Here is a 23,447-nt window from a genome sequence, read left to right as displayed (position 1 = left end):
CGAACCGCTGGTGGAGGCCCTACTCTAGCGCAGCCCTTCTCGCGTCGGCCGGTCCGCGCTACAGTGAACTCACTAGTTCGTACATTAACTCTGCTCGGCATCCACGGAGGATCTTGGTGACCAGCTACCTCATCGGCCTGGTCGGCACCGGCATCGGGCCGTCACTGAGCCCGGCGCTGCACGAACGGGAAGCCGACGAACTCGGGCTGCGCTATCTCTACCGGCGGCTCGACCTCGACGTGCTGAGGATGCCGATCGGTGAGGTGCTCGCCGCCGCGCGTACCGCGGGCTTCGACGGCCTCAACATCACCCATCCTGTGAAACAACAAGTGCTCCCGTACCTCGACGAGATCGCGCCCGACGCGGCGGCACTCGGCGCGGTGAACACGGTGGTGTTCCGCGAAGGGGTGGCGACCGGGTACAACACGGACGCGACCGGTTTCGCCCGCAACCTCATCGGAGGACTGCCCGACGCCGACATGGACACGGTCGTCCTCCTCGGTGCGGGCGGGGCGGGCGCCGCCGTGGCGCATGCCCTGCTTTCGCTGGGAACCGGACGGCTGATCGTCCACGACGTCGACTCCGCGCGCGCCGGAACCCTGGTGGCCGGACTGCGGAAGCGGTTCGGCGGCGACCGCGCTCTTTCCGGCTCCCTCGAAGACGTTCGGACCGCGGACGGCCTCGTCCACGCCACCCCGACCGGGATGGCCGCGTATCCGGGATCGCCGGTTCCCGCCGAATCGCTGCGGCCCGGGATGTGGGTGGCCGACATCGTGTACCGGCCGCTGGAGACCACGCTGCTGAAACAGGCGCGGGACCGCGGATGCCGGACGCTGCACGGCGGCGGGATGGTGGTCTTCCAGGCGGCGGACTCGTTCCGTCTCTTCACCGGTGCGGAACCGGACGCCGACCGGATGATCCGCCATTTCGAAGCGCTGGAAGGGAAACCCGCCCATGCCCGGTGACACCGCCATCGCGACCGTCTGCCTGTCGGGCACGCTCGAGGACAAACTCGCCGCGGCCGCCGCGGCCGGCTTCGGCGGGGTCGAGATCTTCGAGAACGACCTGATCGCCTCACGGAGGTCGCCTTCGGAGATCCGGCGGCTCTGCGCCGATCTCGGCCTCACGATCGATCTCTACCAACCTTTCCGTGACTTCGAGGCGGTGCCGCCGGACGTGCTCCGGTCGAACCTCCGCCGGGCGCGCCGGAAGTTCGACCTCATGGCCGAACTCGGCGTGGACACCGTCCTGGTCTGTTCGTCGGTCTCGCCCGACTCCGTCGACGACGACGATCTCGCCGCCTCTCAGCTGCACGAGCTGGCTTCGCTGGCCGCGTCACGCGGAATCCGTATCGCCTACGAAGCCCTTGCGTGGGCCCGGTTCGTGAACACGTACGAGCACGCGTGGCGGATCGTCCGGCGGGCCGGCCACGCGGCCTTGGGGGTCTGCCTCGACAGCTTCCACATCCTTTCGCGGCGCAGCGATCCCCGCGCGATCCGGACCATTCCGGGGGAGAAGATCTTCTTCCTGCAACTGGCCGACGCGCCGCTGCTGGACATGGACGTGCTGCACTGGAGCAGGCATCACCGGCTTTTCCCGGGGCAAGGCGCGTTCGACCTGGCCACGTTCACCGGTCACGTCCTGGCGGCGGGTTATCGAGGGCCGCTTTCGCTGGAGGTGTTCAACGACGTGTTCCGGCAGGCGGACCCGCGACCCGCGGCCATCGACGCCATGCGGTCACTGGTGGCCTTGCGTGAATCCGTTGGCACCCTTGAGATTCCCGAGGCTCCTCGGCTGGATGGGCACGCCTTCGCGGAGCTGGCCGTTTCGGGAACGGTGCTCGCGGAACTCGGCTTCACCCACGTCGGAACCCATCGCACGAAGCCGGTCCAGTTGTGGCAACAGGGATCGGCGCGCTTGCTGGTGAACGAAGCGACCGAGGAGGGCGCGATCAGCGCCCTCGGCCTGACCAGCGCGAACCCGGCCGGATCGGCGCGGCGCGCGGAGACGTTGCTCGCGCCGGTGCTGCCCCGCGAGCACAGCCCGGACGAGGCCGACCTCTCCGCCGTCGCCGCACCGGACGGGACCGAGATCTTCTTCTGTGGCGACGACGAATGGTTGCGCGACTTCGTTCCGTCCGGGACGGCGCCGACCGGGCGGGGAATCATCGGCATCGACCACGTCGCCTTGACCCAACCCTTCGACCACTTCGACGAGGCGACCCTGTTCTACCGTTCGGTGCTGGGCCTCCGGCCGGAACCGGTTTCGGAGTTCGCGGCGGCGTTCGGGCTCGTGCGCAGCCGGGCGGTCGGAGACCAGGACGTCCGTTTGACGTTGGACAGCGCCCTGGTGCGGCGAGGGGAGTGGTCGCCGGGAGTGCCGTCGCCACAACACATCGCTCTCGCTTGCGAGGACGCGATCGCCGTCGCGCGAGCTATGCGCGAGGCGGGTGCGCCACTGCTTTCGATCCCCGGGAACTATTACGACGACCTGGATGCGCGGTTCGATCTCCCGTTTTCGTCGGCATTGCGAGAAAACTCGGTGCTGTATGACCGGGACGCGTCCGGCGAGTTCCTGCACTTCTGCACCGAACTGGTCGGCTCGCGGGTCTTTTTCGAGGTGGTGCAACGGATCGGCGGATATCGCGGGTACGGGGTCGTGAACACGCCGGTGTACATGACAGCGCATCGGGAACGACGGCTCAGTCTGGCGCGCTGAGGCTCGCTCGGCCGAAGAGCTCACGCTCCGGCCGGTCGAGGCGGGGTCGGATTCCGGCGATCAAGCTCGTCAGATCAGGTCAGCTGACGGACTCGTCGTCGAGTTCGGCGAGCTGTTGCGCGACGCGGTCGGCATCGGCAGTCCGTTCCTGGGTCCGGTTGAGTCGCAGGGCCTGTTGCCATACCAGGCGAGCCTCGGCTCGGCGCCGGAGCGCGGCCAAGGATTGGCCGAGATGTTCGAGGGTATCGGCTTCGTAGTAGGTCGCCCCCAGGTCCCGGCACAGTTCCAGTGATTCGTGGAAGTGGTCCAGAGCCAGATCGTATTCGCCGCAGTGGTGGGCGATGTAGCCGAGTGTGTCCAGGGTGACTGCCTGGCCCTGCCGGTTGCGGGCGTCGCGGAACAAGGCCAGTGCCTGCTCGCATGACGAGCGGGCCTCGTCGTACTGACCCAGCCGCGCTTGGTGCCACCCCATTCGATCGAGCGCTTCCGCCTTCCACACGAGGTTGTCCAAGGGCTCGAACAACCGGAACGCCTCCTTCGCGTGGTTGAGGGCGAGCTGGTCGTTGTTCTGCTGCCGCCAGACCATGATCAGGTCGTAGTACGAACGAGCCTCGCCGTGGGTGTCGCCGGTCTCCTTGGCCAGTTCGCGCCCCCGGTACAGGTGCTCCAACGCTTCGGTGAGCCGCTGTGACCGTGCGTATGCCTGACCCAGAAGCCGGTGGGCGAGTCCTTCGATCGTGGCGTCGTCCAGTTCACGCGCGGCGGCCAGCCCGGCTTCCCAGGTGGTCCGCTGTTCGTGAAGGTGGCCGCGTCGCCAAAGGTATCCGTGCAGGATCCACGCGAGCTGCCAGACCAGCGTCTGCCAGCCAAGTCGTTCGGCGGTCGTCTGTGCGGCGATCAGGCACGGATGTTCCTGGTCGAACCAAGCCAGAATGGAGCTGTCGTCGGTGAAGGAAGGCAGCTCGAACTCGGCCGGAGTATCGCCGATCTCGACCTTCTTCCGGTCGGGATACAGCAGTCGTTCGCCCGCGTAACCGGCGTGGATGTAGTACGAGATCAGCCTGTGCAGTTTGCCCAGCGCCTGGTCGTCCTGTCTCGCCCATTCGGCGGCGTAGAGGCGGACCAAGTCGTGCATGCGGTACCTGGTTGGCAAGTACCGCTGCAACAGGTGCGCTTCCTCCAGCCGTCGCAGCAGGTTGCGTGCCTGCTCGGTCTTCAGATTCGTGAGCACCCCCGCGGCGACCTCGTCGATATCCGGGCCCGGGGCCAGGCCCAGCATCCGGAAGACCTCGGCCGCCTGCGCGTCGAGCGCTTGATAGGACCAGGACAAGACGGTGCGCAGGTTCGCGGAGAGTCCACCGCCGTCCAGCGCGTCCAACCGAGCCGAGGCATCACCCAGGTCCGTGGCCAGCGCCGCGAGCGGGAAATCGTGGTGGGCGGCCGCGTGGGCGGCGACGATACTCAGCGCCAGAGGCAACCCCGCGCAATAGCCCACCAGGTCTTCCACCGCGTCGGGCTCGGCCTCGACGCGGTGTGGCCCCAGCCGTTTGGTCAGAAGTTCGCGTGCTTCGGTGTCGTTCAGGGTGCCCAGGCTCAGCGGTCGTGCGCCGTGGGCGACGATCAGTTCGGTGGGCTGGTGGCGGGTCGTGATCAGCACGGTGCAACTGGAGCTCTGGGGAAGCAGGGGTACCACCTGTGCGCCGCCGCGGGCGTTGTCCAACAGGATCAGCATGCGCCGGTCGGCGACTTTGCGTCGATACAGCGCGGCCTGCGCGGCGGTGCCGACCGGGATGTCCCGTTGCGAGGAGCACAGGGCATCCAGGAAACCGCGGATGGCGACCTCGGCCGCCACCGGCGCACCGGACGGGTCGTAACCGCGCAGGTTCACGTAGAGCTGTCCGTCCGGGAAGCGGTCGATGTTCTCGTGTGCCCATTCCAGCGCCAGCCAGGTCTTGCCGATTCCGCCCATGCCGCTGACCACCATGATGGGAGTGGTGCCCTTGAACTCCGCGTCGACAATCGATGAAGCGGTCAGTTCGGCGAGCTCACGGATCCGACCGGTGAACAGTCCTGATCTGCCGGGTAACTGCCTCGGCGCGGAAATCTCCGTCAATTGTTCGGTTTCGCGCTGATACGGATGGTCGGGAAGGCAGATCCAGGCGCGAGTGGTCGTCTCTTTCACTTTCACCGTTGTCGGCTGATAGCGGCTGGGATCGTCAATCGAACTGTTCTGGACGACTTCCTCGAAAAACCAGTCGGACACGATGAACGCCAGCACGCCCGGCGACTGGGCGAGTGACGTTTTCAACGCGGGTGCTTCGATCAGCCTGAATGCGCGGATGATCGACGGGCCGGTGACGCCCTGAGTGTCGTGTTTGATCTCGCCCGCGTGCAGGGACATGCGCAGCCTGATGCGTTCTTCGGGGCGTGTGGCGCTTTCGTTGTATTGCAGCAGAGCCTTGATGAGCATCTGCGGCAGTGATTCGACGAAAGGCGCCTTGGGCACCTGGGGCGCGATCAGAACGAGGACCCCGTCGCCGCGATCTTCGTGGTAGCAGTCGTCCCAGGAAATGTTCGCGGCATTGAGGGCCCAGCGTAAAACCTGATACAATCCGTCGCGAACGGCTTCCTGAACGGGGTTTCGTCGACGTTCGGCGCTGCCGAACCCTTCCACGTCGAGGACCAGCAGTATCCGATGGCCGGGCTGCTTGGAATAGACCATGCGATCAACCCCTCGTCGCGGTGTCGGCTCCATGCTACAGGACGATCAAGATACCGACTTCCGCCGAGAAGCCTCCGAACGCCGAGACTTTCAGCGTTGCCGAAAAACGGCGACCGAGGCCATCGCGCGCGAATTCCCGTCAGGGAACCGGGACGTTCGAGGCGGCCCGGAAACGGTCGCCGGGCGGGGCGACGGCCGGCGTTGCCCGTTGCCGGGAAACGGCGAATCAGAAACCGATCGGCAGTCCCGCGTAGTTCTCCGCCAGTCCCGCCCGTCCCGCCTCACTCCGCGCCAGCCACCGCAACTGCGAAAGTTGCAGCTGCCGGTCGAACGGATCGTCCGACCGGTGCAGCATCGTCGTCATCCACCACGAGAAATGCGTGCATCGCCAGACCCGGCGCAGTGCGGTGTCGGAGTAGGCGTCGGCGAGCGCGGAGTCCTTGTCCCGCACCAAAGCCGCCAAGGCGGGAGCGAGGAGGGCGACGTCGGCGACGGCGAGGTTGAGGCCTTTGGCGCCGGTGGGCGGCACGATATGGGCGGCGTCGCCGGCGAGGAACAGGCGGCCGTGCCGCATGGGCTGCTGCACGAAACTGCGCATGGGCAGCACGCTCTTGTCGGTGATCGGCCCTGGTGTGAGGGTCCAGCCGTCCTGGCCGTGGCCGAGCCGGGTCGCGAGCGCCTCCCAGATCCGGTCGTCGGACCAGGTGCCGATGTCGGTGCCGTTGGGCACTTGCAGGTACAGCCGGCTGACGGTGGCCGAACGCATCGAGTGCATCGCGAAGCCGTCGGGATGCCAGGCGTAGATGAGTTCGTCGGTCGACGGGGCGACGTCGGCGAGGACACCGAGCCACGAATACGGGTAGGTGCGCTCCCAAGTCTGCTTCGCGGCGTCGGGGATCGCGGTGCGGCAAGGGCCGAAGGAACCGTCGCAGCCGACGATGACGTCGGCGTCGAGCCTCTGCCGTGTGCCTTCCGCGTCGGTGAAGGTGAGGTAGGGACGGTCGGTTTCGATGTCGTGCACGGCGGTGTCGGCGACCTCGTAGTGGATCTGCTGTCCGGCTGCCGCTCGCGCCTTGCCGAGGTCCTTCGTCACCTCGGTCTGGCCGTACACGGTGACGCTTCGCCCGACCAGGTCCACGAAGTCGAGATGGTGCCGCTCCTGCGGCCACTGCAGGTAGATGCCGCGGTGCTCGTCGCCTTCGCGGTCGAGGCGGTCCGCCAGGCCTGCCTCGTGAAGAAGGTCCACTGTGGACTGTTCGAGGATGCCCGCGCGGATCCGCGCCTCGACGTACTCGCGCGAGCGGGCCTCCACGATCACCGATTCGACCCCTGCCAGATCGAGAAGATGCGACAGGAGCAGTCCGGCCGGGCCGGCGCCGACGATGGCGACTGGGGTGCGCATGACCGGAGTCTGGCCGCCGGGTGGGCGAACTCCTAGCGTTCGCTTCCACTCAGTGAAACCGGCAGGCTCCGCCCGATTCCGGCGGCCGCGACCTGGAGCGCGGACACCAGCCGCGCCCGGCCGCGGCTCAGATCCGGGACGACCAGGCCGAGCGCCGCGACGACCTCGCCACCGGACGGCCGGATCGGGACGGCGACCGAACAGGCGCCTCGGCTCATCTCCTCGACAGTCTGCGCGAACCCCTCCCGGCGGACGCGCCGCAACTGCTCACGGAGCCGTCCGGGCTGGGTGACGGTGTACGGCGTGACGCGGGTCAGGGAGGCGAGCACCTGCCGCTGGACGTCCTCCGGAGCCCAGGCCAGCAGCACCTTCCCGACGCCGGTGGCGTGCAGCGGCAGCCGTCCGCCGATCCGGCTGACCACCGGCACGGACGCGTTCCCGGAGAGCCGGTCGAGATAGAGCACCTGGACGTCGTCCCGCTCGCCGAGGTGCACGGTGGCGCCGGTCGCGCCGTAGAGGTCCTGGAGGAAGGGGGCGGCGACCTGCCGCAGTTCGAACTGGACGGGTGCGAGCAGGCCGAGGTCCCACAGTCGCCTGCCGACGGCGTACCGATCCTCGCGCCGCTCCAGCGCGCCAAGGCCCACGAGTTCGCGGGCGATCCGGTGCGCGGTGGGCAGCGGTAGGCCGGCGCGGCCCGCGAGTTCGGTCAGCGACAGCTCGCGATGGTCGACGTCGAACGCGCCGAGCAGCGCGAACGCCCGTGACGTGACGCTGGCGCCCGGTGTGGACAGGTTCCCGGCCATCCGGGCATTCTCTCACTGAGCGGAAGTCAGGGCAGCAGGATCAGCCCGGCCCACAAGCCGGCGACGGCGAGCACGATGGCCGCCGGAACCGTGAGCAACCCGAGCCGGGTGAACTCGCCCAGATCGGGCCGGGTGTCGTGCCGGTGCAGGATCCGTCGCCACAGCAGCGTCGCTAGGGAGCCGACGTAGGTGAGGTTCGGCCCGAGGTTGACTCCGATCAGCACGGCCAGCACCACCGAGGTCCCGCCCGCGGTGGCGAGCGGCAGCAGCACGAGCACCGCCGGCAGGTTGTTGATCAGGTTGGCGAGGACGGCCGCCACCGTGGCGGCGCCGAGCAGGGCGAGGAACGAGGTCGAAGCCGGAACCAGATGGCTGAGCGCGTCGTCCAGCCCGTTGTCGACGACGGCGCGGACCACGATCGCCAGCGCGAGCACGAACGCGAGGAACGGGATGCTCGCCGACCGCACGATGGCGGCGGGCGAGGTCCGCCGCTGTGCGAGGGCGCGGCAGGCCAGGACGGCGGCACCGGCGAACGCGGCCCAGGCGGGACTGACGTCGAGCAAGGAGGTCAGCACGAACCCGGCCAGCGTCAGGCCGAGCACGACCAGGACGAACGCCGGGACCTTCCCGGCCGGGACCGCTTTGCTGCCACGAGGCCTCGCCGCCAGGTCGGCGGCGAAGAACCGGCGGAACACCAGGTACTCGGTGAGCACCGCCGCGAGCCAGGGCAGGGTCATGAGCGCGGTGAACCGGAGGAACGAGATACCGGTCGCGGCTACGGCGAGCAGATTGGTCAGATTGGACACTGGCAGCAGCAAGGAGGCCGAGTTCGCCAGATGCGTGCAGGCGTAGGCGTGCGGCTTGGCCCGCGCGCCCATCCGCGCGGCGGTGGCGAACACGACCGGGGTGAGCAGTACGACGGTGGCGTCCAGGCTGAGTACCACCGTGACCGCCGCGGCGACCACGAACACTGCGGGCAGCAGCCGCTGTGGCCGTCCCCGGCCGAACCGGGCCATGAGCGTCCCGGCCGCCTGGAACAGGCCTTCGTCGTCGCACAACTTGGCCAGGACGAGGACCGCGCCGAGGAAGCCGACGACCGGCGCGAGCCTGGCCACCTCGTCGACGGCGTCGGGGAACGAGATCGCCCCGGCGGCCAGCACGATCCCCGCGGCGGGGACGGCGGCGACCGCTTCCGGAAGGCCGCGTGGCCGGATGACCGCGAAGGCCAGGACGATCAGCAGGAGGGCGATGGACACCAGCTCGCCGGGAAGGCCCGTCAGTGCCAACCTCCTCGTGAAGCCATACCCGGCAATCTAGCCTGAGTAGGCTCGGCGTCCGGACGCCGTAAGGAAAAGGGGCTTGGTGCGCGAGACGAACTGGGCGGGGAATCAGACTTTCACCGCAGAACGCATTCTTCGCCCTCGGACCGTCGAAGAGGTCCAGGAAGCCGTCGCCGGGGCGGCGGCGGTCAAGGCATTGGGCAGCAGGCATTGCTTCAACGACATCGCGGACTTCCCGGGCGGTGTCCAGATCGACCTGGCCGGGCTCGACCAGATGGCCGAACTCGACAGTGACGCGGCGACGGTCACGGTGCCGGCGGCGGCGCGCTACGGCGACGTCGCCATCCAGGCGCACGCGGCCGGGTTCGCGCTGGCCAACCTCGCTTCGCTGCCTCACTGCACGGTGGCGGGCAGTGTCGCGACGGCGACCCACGGTTCCGGGCGGCGCAACCAGAGTCTCGCGTCGGCGGTGTCCGGTTTGGAGCTGGTCACCGCGGACGGTGAGGTGAAGACGTACTCACGGCACGACGGCGTGGTCGTCGGCCTCGGCGCGCTGGGCGTGGTCACCCGGCTGACCCTCGACCTGGTGCCGTCCTTCGACCTCCGCCAGGACGTCTTCGACGGGTTGCCATGGGAGTCGGCGTACGAGCACTTCGAAGAGATCCAGGACGCGGGTTACAGCGTCAGCCTGTTCACGAACTGGGCCCGCGAGACGATCGACCAGGTCTGGGTCAAGGGGCCGGGGCGGCCGGGCGCGGACTTCTTCGGCGCGAAGGCGGCGGACGGGCCGCGGCATCCCGCTCACGCGGCGGGTATCCCGGCGGACAACTGCACGCGGCAGCTCGGGGTCCCGGGGCCGTGGTACGAACGGATCCCGCATTTCCGCCTCGACTTCACGCCCAGCGTGGGGAACGAACTCCAGACCGAGTACTTCGTGCCGATCCGGCACGCCGTCGCGGCGATGGAGGCGATGCGCGGCATCGGGGACCGGTTGGCGCCCGTCCTGCTCACCTCGGAGATCCGCACGGTCGCGGGGGACGACCTGTGGCTCAGCCCGTTCCACGGCGGCGACCGGCTGGCACTGCACTTCACCTGGCAGCCGGACGAAGACGCGGTCCACGAGCTGCTGCCCGTCATGGAGGAACGCTTGGCGCCCTTCGGGGTCCGGCCGCACTGGGGGAAGCTGTTCCACCACGCCGCGGACTACCCGAAGCTGGCCGATTTCCGGGCGCTGGCCACCGAACTGGACCCGGACGGGAAGTTCCGGAGCCCGTTCGTCCGGCGGCATGTGTTCGGGGAGCCGGGCTGATATCCTGACGGCAGTTGCTTGCTCGCGCGGGAAGATCCCCGGCTGCTGCACTGGAGCCGCACGTTTCTCCCGAGGAGCCTTCATGTCTCTTCCCCTCGCCCGTCGTATGGACGGCGTCACCAGTTCTCCCGTGCGCGACCTGCTCGCGCTCACCGCCCGGCCGGGCGTGATCTCCTTCGCGGGCGGCATGCCCGCGCCGGAACTGTTCGATGTGGACGGCCTTCGCGCCGCCTTCGACCGGGCTCTCGCCGAGAAGTCCGCGTTACAGTATTCGCCCACCGAAGGGAATCCGCGGCTGCGCGAGCTGCTCGCGAAGCGGCTGGCCGGTCGCGGGCTCGCGACCACTGTGGACGATCTGCTGATCACCACGGGTTCACAGCAGGGCCTTCAGCTGCTGAGCACCGCGTTGCTCGATCCCGGAGCCACCGTGCTGGTGGAAGAACCGGTGTACTTGTCCGCGTTGCAGTGCTTCCAGCTCGCCGAGGCGCGGATCGTGCCCGTTCCCGGTGACCCGGAGGGGATCGATCCGGCCGCGCTGGACGAGATCGCGGCCAGGGAACGGCCGTCGCTGTTGTACCTCGTCCCGACGTTCTCGAATCCCTCCGGCCGGACGATCAGCCCCGGCAGGCGTCGCGCGCTCGCGGAAGTCATCGCGCGCCACGGGTTTTGGCTCGTCGAGGATGATCCGTACCACGAGCTGCGGTATCGCGGCGAACGCGAAGAACTCGTGTCGGCCCGTCCGGAAATCGCCGAGCGCGCGATCTACCTCGGCAGTTTCTCGAAGGTGATCGCCCCGGGGATGCGGCTGGGTTGGCTCCGGGCGCCGAGGGAGCTGTTGCGCCGCGTCGCGATCCTCAAGCAGGCGAGCGATCTGCACACCTCGACGGTCGATCAGGCGGCGGCGGCCGAGTACCTGGCCGCCGCGGATCTCGACGCCCACGTGCGGAAACTGTGCGCGACCTACCGTGTCCGCCGCGACGCGATGCTGGCCGAGCTGCCCGCGATCACGCCGCCCGGGACGACATGGACCGACCCGGACGGCGGGATGTTCGTCTGGGTCACCCTTCCCGGCGGCGCGGACACGGATTCACTGCTGCCTGAAGCGTTGCGCCACGACGTCGCTTTCGTGCCCGGTTCGGCGTTCCAGGTGGGGGAGCCGGACCGGTCGGCGTTGCGGCTCTCGTTCGCCGCACACGCGCCGGAGACGATCGCCGAAGGGCTGCGGCGGCTGCGCAAAGCCCTTCATGGACGCTAATCGGCCTGCGGATCCCAGGTCAGCAGCCGGACTTCGCTGACGGTCTGGACGTGCCGTCGCATCGCGTTCGCCGCCGCCTTCGGATCGCCGTTCCGGATGGCGTCGGCGATCTTCTGGTGCTGGCTCAGCGAGCGGGACGGCCTGCCGGGCTGTCGTAGCGACTCGTTGCGGCTCTCCGCGATCTGCGCGTCGATCGAGCGCATGAACTCGGCGAGGAGACCGTTGTTCGCGGCGGCGGTGATCGCTTCGTGGAACCGGCGGTCGCCTTCCGCGCCGTGCCCGCCGTCGCCGATCTCGGTCGCCATGTACGCCAGCGCCGCGTCGATGGCGGCGAGATCCGCGTCGGAGCGCCGCAGCGCGGCCAGTTCCGCGAGCTTGGTCTCCATCGCTTCGCGGGCTTCGAGCACTTCCGGGAGCCGGCTGCGGCGCGCCACGAGTTCGTCGACCGGTTCGACGTCGAGGTGATCGTTGCGCAGGTAGGTGCCCCCGCCGTGGCGGGACTCGAGCAGTCCCTGTACTTCGAGGACGACGATCGCCTGCTTGATCGACGCGCGGCTGACCCCGAGCCGCTCGGCGAGGTCGCGTTCGCTGGGGAGCTTGTCGCCCGCGTGCAGGCCGGACTCCTCGACGTGCGCTTTGATCCGCTCGATGACCTGCTCGTAGAGCTTCGCCCGGTTCAACCGGCTCAGCGCCTCCGGCACTCGGTCCCCCTCGCTCGTACTGGACAAGTGGCTGAGCCAATTTACCATTCTTGGGTTGACAGGTGGTCGCCGTCACAGGGAAAGTGGCTCAGCCACTAGTCCACTCGGCCACTCGCCAAAGGGGCTCCCGCCGTCAAGGAGGACGGTCATGTCCGCCCAGCTGATCTCGATTCTCGTCCTCGTGGTGATCTTCGCCCTCGCCACGACCCGTTCGATCAACATGGGGGCGCTCGCCTTCGCCGGCGCTTTCCTCGTCGGCACCCTCGCCGGTGGCCTGGACACCGACGGCATCTTCGCCGGATTCCCCGGCGACATCTTCGTGGTGCTGGTGGGGGTCACCTATCTGTTCGCCATCGCCAGGGCCAACGGCACCACCGACTGGCTGGTGGCGGCGGCCGTCCGGCTGGTCGGCGGCCGGATCGCGCTCATCCCGTGGGTGATGTTCGTGGTCACCGGCGCGCTGACCGCGATCGGCGCGGTGAGCCCGGCGGCCTGCGCGATCGTCGCGCCGATCGCCCTCGGTTTCGCCGCCCGGTACAAGATCAGCCCGCTGCTCATGGGCGCGATGGTGGTGCACGGCGCGCAGGGCGGCGGGTTCTCGCCGATCAGCGTCTACGGTTCGATCGTCAACGGGATCGTCGAGCGCAACAACATCGCGGGCAGCCCCGTGGTGCTGTTCTTCGCGAGCCTCGGCATGAACCTCGCCATCGCGGGTGTCCTGTTCGTCGTCCTCGGCGGGACCAAACTGCGGCGCCGAGAGCTGGTGACGGCGGGCGCCGCCGGTGCGGAGGCCGACGAGGAACCGCTGCCGCACGAACAGCGCATTCCCTTGGACGGCCCCAAGATCGTGACGCTGACCGGCCTGATCGCGCTCGTGGTCGGCACCCTGGTGTTCGACCTCGACCCGGGCCTGACCGCCATCACCGTCGCCGTCCTGCTGAGTGTCGTGTGGCCCAAGACCAGCCGGTCCGCCGTCTCCGAGATCACCTGGCCGACCGTGCTGCTGATCTGCGGCGTGCTGACGTATGTGGCGGTGCTGAAGGAGATCGGCACCATCGACTACGTCGGCAACGCGGTCACCACCGTGGGGATCCCGCTGCTCGCGGCGCTGCTGCTCTGCTACATCGGCGGCGTCGTCTCGGCCTTCGCGTCGTCGGTGGGGCTGATGGGCGCGCTCATCCCGCTCGCCGTCCCGTTCCTGGCGCAGGGCACGATCGGGCCGGTCGGCATGATCGCCGCCCTCGCGGTCTCGGCGACGATGGTGGACGTCAGTCCGTTCTCCACCAACGGCGCGCTCGTCCTCGCCAACGCGAAGGACGTCGACCGGGACAAGTTCTTCAAACAACTGCTGGTCTACGGGGCGCTCGTGGTGGCCGTCGTGCCGCTGATCGCCTGGCTCGTGTTCGTCGTGCCCAACTGGGGCTGAGGGAGGAGATCCATGCTGATCGCCGGAAAGAGTGACCGCGTCGCCCTGCGGTTCGGGGCCGAATCCCTGACCTACGGCGAACTCGCGTCCGTCGCGGGCCCGATCGCCGCCGCGCTGGCCGGTCGCACGCGCGTCGCGGTGTGGGCGACACCGACGCTCCGGACCTGTGTCGCGATCGTCGCCGCGCTGACCGCCGGGGTCCCGGTGGTGCCGGTCAATCCGAAGGCCGGATCACGCGAACTGGCGCATATCGTCGCCGACAGCGCGCCGGATCTCGTGCTGGCCGCGCCGGATGCCGTGCTGCCGCCGGAACTCGAGGCGCTGCAACGGGTTCCGGTCGAACTGGACCTCTCGGGCACGCCGTGGCAGGGCGACGAACCGGACCCGGAGGCCCCGGCATTCGTCATCTACACCTCCGGGACCACCGGACCGCCGAAGGGTGTCCTGCTCCCGCGCCGGGCGGTGGCGTCGAATCTCGACGCGCTCGCGGAGATCTGGGACTGGACCGACGCCGACGTCCTCGTGCACGCCCTTCCGTTGTTCCATGTGCACGGCCTGATCCTGGGGGTGGTCGGCCCGTTGCGACGGGGCGGTTCGCTGCACCACCTCGGCCGGTTCACCAGTGAAGCGGCCGCGAAGGAACTCGCCGGTGCGGGGACGATGCTCTTCGGTGTCCCTACGATGTATCACCGGCTCGCGGCCGACTGCGAGGCCGATCCCGCGCTGGCCGCCGGAGTGGGCGCGGCGCGGCTGCTCGTCTCGGGTTCCGCGGCGCTGCCCGCGACCGATCACCAGCGCATCACCGCCGCGACCGGTCAGCGGGTCGTCGAACGCTATGGAATGACCGAGACGCTGATGAACTGCGGTGTCCGCGCCGCGGGGGACCGGCGGCCCGGTGCGGTCGGCCCGCCGGTGCCCGGCGTCGAGCTGAGGCTCGTCGACGACTCCGGAGATCCGCTCATCGGCGAGACCGTCGGTGAGATCGAGGTCCGCGGCCCGAACCTGTTCCTCGGCTACCTGAACCGGCCGGACGCCACGGAAGCCGCGTTGCACGACGGCTGGTTCAAGACCGGTGACATGGCGATACGCGATCCGGACGGTTACGTGCGGATCGTGGGCCGCCGCGCCACCGACCTGATCAAGAGCGGCGGCTACAAGATCGGCGCGGGCGAGATCGAGAACGCGCTCCTGGAACATCCCGGGGTGGCCGAAGCGGCCGTCACCGGGGAACCGGACGACGACCTCGGCGAGCGCATCGTGGCCTGGATCGTCCCCGCCGAGGTCAAGCCGTCGGCGGGCGAACTCGCCGACCACGTCGCCGGACTGCTGTCACCGCACAAGCGGCCACGTGTCGTGCACTACCTGGAAGCGTTGCCCCGCAACGAGATGGGCAAGGTCCTCAAGCGGGCTCTCCATGGCTGACCCACTCGGCTGGGACGGTTACGAAGTTTCCCTGGCACGCGCGAGGGAACGCACGGGCACGGACGAAGCGGTCGTCTGCGAACGCGCGAAGATCGGCGGCCACGAGGTCGTGAAGATCCGCTTCGAGTTCGGGTTCCTCGGCGGCTCGGTCGGGACCGGGACCGGCGCGCTCATCGAGCGGGCGCTCGACGAGGCGCGCTCGCACCGTCTGCCCGTCGTCTCGCTGTTGTCCACGGGCGGGACCCGGATGCAGGAAGGCGTGCCCGCTCTGCGGCAGCTGCAACGGATCGCGCGAGGTCTGGCACTGCTGCGCGAAGAGGGGCTGCCCCACATCACCGTCGCGCTGCATCCCACCACCGGCGGCGTGTGGGCGTCCCTCGGTGCCGACGCCGATGTCGTGCTCGCCGTTCCCGGCGCTCAGGTGGGCTTCGCCGGCCGCCGGGTGCGGCCGGAGCGGTACGCCGACGACCCCGCGTATACGGCGGAAAACCAGTACGCGGCCGGATATGTCGACGAACTGGTGACCGAAGACGCGCTCGCCGATCGGCTGGAGGTCTGGCTCGGGCTCTTGACCGGTGCTTCCCGGGACCGCCCGGCGGACCTGCCGCGCGCGCTCGGCGCCCTCGATCCCACGCGGGACGGCTGGCACTCCGTCCAGCGGGCGCGATCGGTGGGCCGGCCACGCGCGGACGCTTATCTCGACGACCATTTCGACACTCGCGTCCACCTCCGGGGCGGCGCCGACGGTGGCGTCCTCTGCGGGATCGGGAGCCGTGGCGGGCGGCCGGTGGCGTTCGCGGCGCAGACCGGGACCGCGACCACACCCGAGGGCTTCCGGACGGCGACACGGTTGATCCGGCTCGCCGACCGGCTGGGGCTACCGGTGCTGACGCTCGTCGACACCCCCGGCGCGGCCGCCGATCCGGCCGCGGAGACGGCCGGGGCCGGGAACGCCATCGCCGGACTGTTCGGCACGATCGCGGCGGTGAACGTGCCGATCACGACCTTGGTGATCGGTGAGGGCGGTTCGGGCGGCGCGCTCGCCTTCTGTTCGACGGACCGGATCTGGCTCACCCCGGACGCCTGCTTCACCGTGATCGCCCCGGAACTGGCGGCCGGGATCCTCAAACGGGACCCTGAAGAGATCCCCGCCCTCGCCGGCGAACTCAAGCCACGCCCCGAAGATCTGCTCGCCCTCGGTGCCATCGACGGCATCGCGGGATCGGAACCGGTCACCTTCGTGAGATAAGGGGTTCGACATGTTCAAGCGGATATCCGCCGCGACGATCGCCGCGGTCACGCTCGCTCTCCTGGCTGCTCCGCACGTCCAAGCGACTACGCCGTCCCGCTATGTCGCCATGGGCAGTTCCTTCGCGGCGGGTCCGGGAATCCCGCCGCAGCAACCGGGAACACCGGCCGCGTGCGGACGTTCGACGAAGAACTACGCGAGCCTCGTGGCCGCCGGCCGCGGGCTCGCCCTCACCGACGCCACCTGCAGCGGCGCGACCACCGCGAACATCCTCACCACCGGACAGGCCGGGCAGCCGCCGCAGATCGAGGCCGTCACCAGGGAGACCCGGCTCGTGACCATCACCATCGGCGGCAACGACGTCGGCTACGTCGGCAGTCTGTTCACCTACGGCTGCCAGAACACCGGCGGCACGAACTGCGGCCAGGTCGACCAGAACGCCGTCCGCGCGGCACTCACCACGGTGCACGAGAAGATCGGCGCCGTCATCGCGGAGGTCCATCGGCGCGCACCGCGAGCCCGGGTGCTGGTCGTCGACTACCTGACGATCGTGCCGCGCACCGCGCCCGCGTGCGACGGCGTTCCGCTCACCCCGGCGCAACTGGCCTTCGAACGCGAGGTCGCGGATCGGCTCGCGGCGGCGACCCGGCAGGCCGCCCGCACTGAGCGGGCCACCTTGATCCCGGCTGCCGCCGTCAGCGCGTTCCACGACGCCTGTGCCGCCGTGCCGTGGATGGAGCGGTACGCGGCCGCGCCGGGACGCGTTCCCTATCACCCGAACGAAGCCGGGATGGCGGCCGTCGCGGAGCTGATCACGGCACGGCTGCGTTAGCCGCGCGGAAGGTGCGGCGGTAGCTGTCCGGCGGCACGCCGACGGTCCGGTTGAAATGCCGTCGGAGTGTCGCGGCGGTGCCCATCCCGGTGGCCTCCGCGATCAGGTCGACGCTGTCGTCGGTCCGCTCCAGGAGTTCCTGCGCGCGGCGGATGCGCTGGTTCAGCAGCCAGCGCAACGGGGTCGTCCCGGTCGCCGAGCGGAAATGCCTGGCCAGATTGCGCGAGCTCATGTTGGCGTGGCGGGCGAGATCCTCGACGGTCAGCGGCCGGTCCAGCCGTTCGGTGATCCAGGGGAGCAGGCCGCCGAGCGGATGGTCGTCCTGTTCGGGCACCGGGGCGGTGACGAACTGGGCCTGCCCGCCCGCGCGGTGCGGCGGGACGACCAGGCGGCGGGCCACGGTGTTCGCGACCGCCGAACCGTGGTCGGAGCGGACCAGATGCAGGCACAGGTCCATCGCGGCGGCCTTGCCCGCCGAGGTGAGCACGCTGCCGTTGTCGACGTAGAGGACGTCCGGATCGACCTCTACCAAGGGATGTCGGGCGGCGAGGACGTCGGTGTGCGCCCAATGCGTCGTGGCGCGGCGGCCGTCGAGCAGGCCGGCGGCCGCCAGCACGAACGCGCCCGTGCAGAGGGACGCGACCCGTGCGCCCGCTTCATGGGCGGCCCGCACGGCGTCGACGAGGTCCGCGGGCGGATCGATGTCGATGTCGGCCCAGCCGGGGACGATGACCGTGTCGGCGCGCGCGAGATGGCCGAGCCCGTGGTCCGGTTCGAGGAGGAAGCGGCCGACCCTCACCGGCTTCGATCCGCAGACGCTGAGTTCATACCAGGAGCCGGCGAATCCCGGCAGGCCCGTGCCGAAGACCTCGTGGGCGATGGCGAGCTCGAACTGCAGCATGCCGTCAGTGGCGGCGAGGGCGACCGTGCTCATGTCTGAAAGTGTACGCATGATGGCGTTCCGGACACTGTCAGCGGACGGGACCCGCCGACAGGATGGTCCACAGTGGATCAGTCGAGGACAGGAGAACCCTCATGGGTACGTACGACGTCGCGGTGTTCGGGGCTTACGGGCACACCGGGCGCTTCGTGGTGGAGGAGTTGCGCGAGCGCGGTTTCGGCGTGCTGGCGGTGGGGCGTGACGAGGCGAAACTGCGCGGTCTGCCTTGGTCCGATCTCGACATCCGGCAGGCGTCGGTCGACGACGCGGCTTCGCTCGACCGCGCGTTCAAGGGCGCCGACGCGGTGATCAACGCCGCCGGCCCCTTCGCCGACACCGCCGCTCCGGTGATCGAAGCCGCGTTGCGAGCGGGCGTCCCGTATCTGGACGTGGCGGCGGAGCTCGAAGCGAACATGGACACCTTCGCGCATTTCGGCGAGCGTGCCGAGGGAGCGACGGTGATCCCGGCGATGGCGTTCTTCGGCGGCCTCGGCGACCTGATGGTCACCGCCGCGATGGGCGACTGGACGTCCGCGGACGAAGCGCACGTCGCCTACGCGCTGAGCAGCTGGCACCCGACCGAGGGAACCCGCGCGGCGGGCAAGGTGTCACGGGAACGGCGAGGCGGTCAGCGGATCCGGTTCTCCGGCGGCCGGATCGAGTATCGCGACGACGCGCTGCCGGAACTGGACTGGGACTTCCCCGCGCCGCTCGGGACCCGCGCCGTGCTCGGCGAGTTCACGATGGCCGACGTCGTCACCGTCCCGAGCCACCTCGCCATCCCGGAGGTGACCACGTACATGACCGTGAACGCGGCTCGTGAGGTGGTGACACCCGAGACGCCCACGCTGGGATCGGACGGCCCGTCCTCGCAGGAGTTCCTGGTCGACGTCGTCGTGCGATCCGGTGACGCGGAACGGCGGATCGCCGCGCGAGGCCAGGACATCTACGCGATCACGGCACCTTTGGTGGTGGAGGCCGTCCAGCGGGTGCTCGACGGGCGGACCAAGGCGACCGGGGTCGTCTCGGCAGGGGAGGTCTTCGACGCGGCCGACTTCCTGGCGGCGCTGACCCCGCGGATCACCGTCACCGGGTGACACCCGCCCGCCGGCCCGGATGCGGCAGCCGCGCGGGCGGGGCTTCGCCGGGCCGGTACTCGAAATGCCACCATTCGTTGTCGTAGATCCGGTAGAGCGCGAAGCGGGCACCGTGGTCCTCCAGCCACTGCGCGCCTTCGCGCGGCCGGACGTCCAGCGCGGTACCTCGGACGTGCGCGGAATCCTTCGGCGGCAGGACCCGCTTTCGCCCGGCCTCGGCGAGGAAAAGGCGATGCTGCTCGGCGGCGTCGCGATGTCCCGACGTGACGCCGAGGAGCGTGCCGTGCCGCCAGAACGCCTCGGACCTGGCGGCGGTGAACGCGTCGAGGGTGCCGGCGGTGAGCCCGGCGAGGTTCTCGGCGGGGAACCGCAGCGACAGCGCCCAGCCGCAGGCGAGCCGCCGGGCGTTGCCGGGGGACCGCAGCCACGCGGGGATCAGCAGCAGCACCGCGAGGACGCGGGTGATGGCCGCGAGCACGAGTTCTTTCATGCCGTTCACAGTCGAGGTCGCTTGTCCGAGGCCGGTCGCGGCGACGTGCGCGGACGCCGACGAAAATGTCACCGTTCCGCACGGAGCACGCCGTGACAGAACGAAGACATTCCGCGGACGCTCCGCGGAAACAGGATGGGCACCATGGCTTGTCATGGACGAGCGGATCACGTCCGGCGCTGCGATAGTCGTCGGCATGCCCAGGGTGCTGCTCATCGAGGACGACCAAGCCGTGCGTGACGGGCTGTGCATGGCGCTGGGCGGCCGCGGCCACGCGGTCGACGCGGTGGCCACCGGCGAGGAAGGCCTCGCGCGGCTCGCGTCGCGGCCGCCGGACATCGTCGTGCTGGACCTGATGCTGCCCGGGCTGGACGGCTTCGAGGTCTGCCGCCGGATCCGTGCCGCGGGCGACCTGCCGATCATCATGCTCACCGCGCGCAACGAGGACATCGACGTGGTGGCCGGGCTCGCCGCGGGCGCGGACGACTACGTGGTCAAACCCGCCAGGGCACAGGTGCTGGAGGCGCGGATCCGCGCGGTGCTGCGCCGCAGCGGGCAGCCGTCGCACGCGGCGCCGGCGGCGTCCGGGATCGAGCGGCACGGCGATCTCGGCATCGACCGTGCCGCGCTGACGGTGACCAAAGGCGGGGAACCCGTCGCCCTCGCTCCGACCGAGCTGCGGCTGCTGCTGGAACTGACCCAGGTGCCGGGCCGGGTGCTCAGCCGTCAGTACCTGCTGGAAAGTGTGTGGGAGCACGGCTATTTCGGCGACTCGCGGGTCGTCGACGCCTGTGTGCAGCGGCTGCGCGCGAAGATCGAGGACGACTCTTCCGCTCCGGTGTACGTGCAGACGGTCCGCGGGTTCGGCTACCGCTTCGGGCCGCTGTGAAGCTTTGGGGCCTGCGGACACGGCTGCTGATGGCGTTCAGCCTGCTGGTCGTGATCACGGCGGCGACGGTCGCCGGGTTCGGCTACGTCCAGTCCCGCACCGTGATCCTCCAGCAGGCACAGGACGCCACCGCCCGTGTCCTGGTCGACAAGGCCACCGCGCTGTACCCGCTCGGCCCGCTGCCGCCGGGTGACGGGACGCTGAGCCGGATCAGCGGCGAACTGTCCGACCGTGACTTGAGTTCCTTGGTGCTGTACGCGGACAAGTCGAGCGGGAACGAGCAGATGCGGGCGCTGATCTCGCCCGAACTCCGTGCACGGGTCCAGGCGGGAAACGTGGCCTGGCAACGGGTCGACGTCGCGGGTACGCCGATGTTGCTGGTGGGCACCAGGTTCACCGTGCTACTGCCCGGCGGACAGCAGCGGGCTTCGGGGATCGAGGCTTACATCGCCCGCAGCATGGTTCCCGAGGAACAGAGCATCGACGAACTCGCCACCCGTGCCTGGCTGATCGGCGGGGGGGCGCTCGTTTTCGCCATCGGACTGGCACTGCTGGCCGCGCGTGGCGTCCTGCGGCCGGTGCGGGAACTGGGCGACGCGGCACAACGGCTGGGCGCCGGCGATCTGCGGGCCCGCATCAGTGTCCGTGGTTCGGACGAACTGGCGGGTGTGGCGCGGACTTTCAACGAGACGGCCGAATCGCTGGAACGGCATGTCGGCGAGTTGCGGCGGATGGAAGCCGACGCGCGGCGGTTCGTCGCGGACGTCTCGCACGAACTGCGCACCCCGCTGGCGGCGATGACCGCGGTCGCGGACGTGCTGGAGCAGGAGGCGTCGCGGCTGCCGGGGGACGCGGGACGTGCGGCGCGGATGAGCATCGACGAGACGCACAACCTGACCCGGCTGGTGAACGACCTCATCGAGGTGTCGCGGTTCGACGCCGGGGCCGCCGCCCTCGCACCGGAGGAGGTCGACGTCGCCGAGGTGGTCACGGCGAGCCTGCGCATCCGCGGCTGGGCAGGCGAGGTGGAAGGAGATCTGCCCGCCGGGATCTTCGCCGGGCTGGATCCGCGGCGGATGGACGTCATCGTGGCGAACCTGGTCGGCAACGCGGTGCGGCACGGGGAAAAGCCGGTCTCACTGAGACTTTCCGAAGCAGGGGAGTGGATCACGCTGGAGGTCGCGGATCGCGGGCCGGGGCTGGCGCCCGAGGTGCTGGCGCACGTGTTCGACCGGTTCTACAAGGCCGATTCGGCAAGGGCGCGTTCCGGCGGCAGCGGGCTCGGTCTCGCGATCGCCTGGGAGAACGCCCGTCTGCACGGCGGCACCCTGAGCGCGGCCAACGGCGTCGACGGTGGCGCCGTGTTCACCCTGCGCCTGCCTCGCCGGGTGGTGACGGAATGAAGCGGATCGTGTTCGCGCTGCTCCTGATCGCGTCGGTGGTCGCGGGTTGCGGTGTCCGGCCCAGCGCCGTGATCGCCGGAGCGCCCGCGCCGTCGGGGCCGGCCAACGGCGCGGTGCTCTACTTCCTGTCCGGCGGGCAGCCGGTCCGGGTGCTGCGCCCGCTCGCCGAGGGACTGCCGCCGGCGAGCCCCGTCGATCTGCTCGCCGCCGGACCGGACGAGAGCGAGCGGGAACGGGACTACACCACCGAAGTCCCGCCAGGCACCGCGGTTCTCGACCAGAGCGCCGGGCCCAACGGGGTCACGGTGACCCTCTCGATCGGCGTCGCCGCGCTGTCGGCGATGGCCGTTGACCAGATTGTGTGCACCGCCAGGGATTCGCTCGGCGGAAGCGCGCAGATCACCTTGCGGGGCGGAGGAACCACACGCGGTCCGCTGTCCTGTTCCTTGCCCGGTTAGCGGTGCGGGGGGTCGTGAGTGGCGTTTCGGGTTAGAACCCGAAACGCCACTCACGACCCGCGCGCCCCACGGCTGAGCCGAGGGAAGGGGGCCTTCACGCGCAGCCGCAACCACGTAGCCCTTTGCCTGCCAGGACCGGAATGCAGACACAAGTGGCACGTGCCACGGCATTTTTACCCTGCCCGTCCAGGCGGACGTGTCATGGATCACCGGTGTCGGTCCCTCGCTTTGTCCGGATCCGCCCGCTAGCTTAGGCAAGGCTAAGCATAGGGAATGGGGGTTGTGGCGTGGAAGGGATCGAGGGCAAGGTCGCGCTCGTCACCGGAGGCGCGCGCGGGATCGGGGCGGCCGTCGTGGACGGGCTCGTCGGAGCGGGCGCGATCGTGGCGGCGGTGGACCTGACCGAAGGGCCTTCGCGGGACGGGGTGACCTCGTTCGTCGCGGACGTCGGGGATCCCGCGGCTGTCGCGCGGGTGGTCGACGACATCGAACGCGAACTCGGGCCGATCGGGATCGGGGCGTCCGTCGCGGGCGTGCTGAAGCCGGGGTCGGTCTGCGAGACGAGTGACGAGGACTGGGCGGCGACGTTCGCGGTCAACTCCACCGGGGTCTTCACTGTCCTTCGTGAGATCTCCCGCCGGATGTTGCCTCGCCGGAGCGGTGTCCTGGTGACGGTCGGGTCGAACGCGGCGGGCGTCCCGCGCGCCGGGATGGCCGCGTACGCCGCCTCGAAGGCCGCGGCGACGATGCTGACGCGCTGTCTCGGCCTCGAACTCGCCGGTTCCGGTATCCGCTGCAACATCGTCTCGCCCGGCTCGACCGACACTGAGATGCAACGTCTACTGTGGACGGACGAGAACGGCGCGGACCTTGTCATCGCGGGAAATTTGGAGCAATACCGCGTCGGCATACCACTGGGCCGGATAGCCGAACCCGCCGATATCGCCGACGCGGTCCTGTTTTTGGCCTCCGATCGAGCGCGGCACATCACGATGCAGAATCTCTACGTCGACGGCGGCGCCACGCTCCGCGGGTGATCTCGATGACGCAA

At 69.6% G+C, this 23,447-nt stretch carries 20 protein-coding genes; 13 read left to right on the top strand and 7 right to left on the bottom strand.

What is annotated here, in order from left to right; translation table 11 throughout:
- Positions 1–116: 116 nt before the first annotated feature.
- A complete protein-coding gene (locus DL991_RS13435) occupies positions 117–965 on the top strand; it encodes a shikimate dehydrogenase (protein ID WP_125784499.1) in 849 nt (282 codons plus the stop codon).
- The gene (locus tag DL991_RS13430) at positions 955–2,718 is read left to right on the top strand and encodes a bifunctional sugar phosphate isomerase/epimerase/4-hydroxyphenylpyruvate dioxygenase family protein (protein WP_125784497.1); all 1,764 of its coding nucleotides are present in this window, start codon (positions 955–957) and stop codon (positions 2,716–2,718) included. Before DL991_RS13435 ends, DL991_RS13430 begins: the two co-directional genes overlap by 11 nt.
- 79 nt (positions 2,719–2,797) lie before the next feature.
- Here DL991_RS13430 and DL991_RS13425 read toward each other — a convergent pair whose 3' ends face one another.
- The 4 genes from DL991_RS13425 to DL991_RS13410 form a co-directional block, all read right to left on the bottom strand.
- The gene (locus DL991_RS13425; RefSeq protein WP_158632666.1) at positions 2,798–5,440 is read right to left on the bottom strand and encodes a tetratricopeptide repeat protein; all 2,643 of its coding nucleotides are present in this window, start codon (positions 5,438–5,440) and stop codon (positions 2,798–2,800) included.
- Between the two features lie 226 nt (positions 5,441–5,666).
- Entirely contained in the window at positions 5,667–6,842 is a 1,176-nt protein-coding gene (locus tag DL991_RS13420) for a 4-hydroxybenzoate 3-monooxygenase (protein ID WP_125784493.1), read from the bottom strand.
- A 32-nt stretch (positions 6,843–6,874) separates the two neighbouring features.
- On the bottom strand, positions 6,875–7,645 hold the full coding sequence (locus DL991_RS13415) for an IclR family transcriptional regulator (RefSeq protein WP_125784491.1): 771 nt from the start codon (positions 7,643–7,645) through the stop codon (positions 6,875–6,877).
- A gap of 26 nt (positions 7,646–7,671) precedes the next feature.
- Entirely contained in the window at positions 7,672–8,904 is a 1,233-nt protein-coding gene (locus tag DL991_RS13410; RefSeq protein ID WP_199753946.1) for an ArsB/NhaD family transporter, read from the bottom strand.
- 103 nt (positions 8,905–9,007) lie between these two features.
- On the opposite strand from DL991_RS13410, the gene DL991_RS13405 reads away from it, so the two are divergent.
- Both DL991_RS13405 and DL991_RS13400 read left to right on the top strand, forming a co-directional pair.
- Positions 9,008–10,234: an FAD-binding protein gene (locus DL991_RS13405; protein WP_125784488.1), complete on the top strand. Its 1,227-nt coding sequence runs from the start codon at positions 9,008–9,010 to the stop codon at positions 10,232–10,234.
- A gap of 82 nt (positions 10,235–10,316) precedes the next feature.
- On the top strand, positions 10,317–11,489 hold the full coding sequence (locus DL991_RS13400; protein WP_233598823.1) for a PLP-dependent aminotransferase family protein: 1,173 nt from the start codon (positions 10,317–10,319) through the stop codon (positions 11,487–11,489).
- On the opposite strand, the gene DL991_RS13395 is transcribed toward DL991_RS13400, so the two are convergent.
- On the bottom strand, positions 11,486–12,190 hold the full coding sequence (locus DL991_RS13395) for a FadR/GntR family transcriptional regulator (RefSeq protein WP_125784486.1): 705 nt from the start codon (positions 12,188–12,190) through the stop codon (positions 11,486–11,488). The two genes, DL991_RS13400 and DL991_RS13395, sit on opposite strands and share 4 nt — an antisense overlap.
- A gap of 148 nt (positions 12,191–12,338) precedes the next feature.
- Here DL991_RS13395 and DL991_RS13390 point away from each other — a divergent pair, with 148 nt between their 5' ends.
- The 4 genes from DL991_RS13390 to DL991_RS13375 are packed head-to-tail and all read left to right on the top strand — an operon-like array spanning position 12,339 to position 17,119.
- On the top strand, positions 12,339–13,616 hold the full coding sequence (locus DL991_RS13390) for an SLC13 family permease (RefSeq protein WP_125784484.1): 1,278 nt from the start codon (positions 12,339–12,341) through the stop codon (positions 13,614–13,616).
- 12 nt (positions 13,617–13,628) lie between these two features.
- Complete coding sequence (locus tag DL991_RS13385; RefSeq protein WP_125784481.1) at positions 13,629–15,038, top strand: acyl-CoA synthetase; 1,410 nt, start codon at positions 13,629–13,631, stop codon at positions 15,036–15,038.
- The gene (locus DL991_RS13380; protein WP_125784479.1) at positions 15,031–16,287 is read left to right on the top strand and encodes a carboxyl transferase domain-containing protein; all 1,257 of its coding nucleotides are present in this window, start codon (positions 15,031–15,033) and stop codon (positions 16,285–16,287) included. The genes DL991_RS13385 and DL991_RS13380 overlap by 8 nt, the downstream gene beginning before the upstream one ends.
- Positions 16,288–16,297: 10 nt before the next feature.
- On the top strand, positions 16,298–17,119 hold the full coding sequence (locus DL991_RS13375; protein WP_125784477.1) for an SGNH/GDSL hydrolase family protein: 822 nt from the start codon (positions 16,298–16,300) through the stop codon (positions 17,117–17,119).
- On the opposite strand, the gene DL991_RS13370 is transcribed toward DL991_RS13375, so the two are convergent.
- The gene (locus tag DL991_RS13370; protein ID WP_199746658.1) at positions 17,100–18,053 is read right to left on the bottom strand and encodes a helix-turn-helix domain-containing protein; all 954 of its coding nucleotides are present in this window, start codon (positions 18,051–18,053) and stop codon (positions 17,100–17,102) included. The two genes, DL991_RS13375 and DL991_RS13370, sit on opposite strands and share 20 nt — an antisense overlap.
- A 101-nt stretch (positions 18,054–18,154) precedes the next feature.
- Here DL991_RS13370 and DL991_RS13365 point away from each other — a divergent pair, with 101 nt between their 5' ends.
- Positions 18,155–19,156 (top strand): trans-acting enoyl reductase family protein, encoded by a 1,002-nt coding sequence (locus DL991_RS13365; RefSeq protein ID WP_125784473.1) that lies wholly within the window; start codon positions 18,155–18,157, stop codon positions 19,154–19,156.
- Here DL991_RS13365 and DL991_RS13360 read toward each other — a convergent pair.
- Entirely contained in the window at positions 19,146–19,646 is a 501-nt protein-coding gene (locus DL991_RS13360) for a D-alanyl-D-alanine carboxypeptidase (RefSeq protein WP_125784471.1), read from the bottom strand. The two genes, DL991_RS13365 and DL991_RS13360, sit on opposite strands and share 11 nt — an antisense overlap.
- 154 nt (positions 19,647–19,800) lie before the next feature.
- Here DL991_RS13360 and DL991_RS13355 point away from each other — a divergent pair, with 154 nt between their 5' ends.
- The 4 genes from DL991_RS13355 to dhbA all read left to right on the top strand — a co-directional run bounded on the left by DL991_RS13355 (position 19,801) and on the right by dhbA (position 23,433).
- Complete coding sequence (locus DL991_RS13355) at positions 19,801–20,535, top strand: response regulator transcription factor (RefSeq protein ID WP_125784469.1); 735 nt, start codon at positions 19,801–19,803, stop codon at positions 20,533–20,535.
- The gene (locus DL991_RS13350; RefSeq protein ID WP_125784467.1) at positions 20,532–21,938 is read left to right on the top strand and encodes an ATP-binding protein; all 1,407 of its coding nucleotides are present in this window, start codon (positions 20,532–20,534) and stop codon (positions 21,936–21,938) included. The genes DL991_RS13355 and DL991_RS13350 overlap by 4 nt, the downstream gene beginning before the upstream one ends.
- Complete coding sequence (locus tag DL991_RS13345; protein ID WP_125784465.1) at positions 21,935–22,396, top strand: GerMN domain-containing protein; 462 nt, start codon at positions 21,935–21,937, stop codon at positions 22,394–22,396. The genes DL991_RS13350 and DL991_RS13345 overlap by 4 nt, the downstream gene beginning before the upstream one ends.
- A 287-nt stretch (positions 22,397–22,683) precedes the next feature.
- Complete coding sequence (gene dhbA / locus DL991_RS13340; protein ID WP_125784463.1) at positions 22,684–23,433, top strand: 2,3-dihydro-2,3-dihydroxybenzoate dehydrogenase; 750 nt, start codon at positions 22,684–22,686, stop codon at positions 23,431–23,433.
- Positions 23,434–23,447 lie beyond the last annotated feature (14 nt).

It is taken from the genome of Amycolatopsis sp. WAC 01375 (assembly GCF_003947325.1).
Classification (GTDB): Bacteria; Actinomycetota; Actinomycetes; order Mycobacteriales; family Pseudonocardiaceae; genus Amycolatopsis.
The sequence above is the reverse complement of the archived record's forward strand: the minus strand, read 5'-3'. Positions and strand labels throughout refer to the sequence as shown.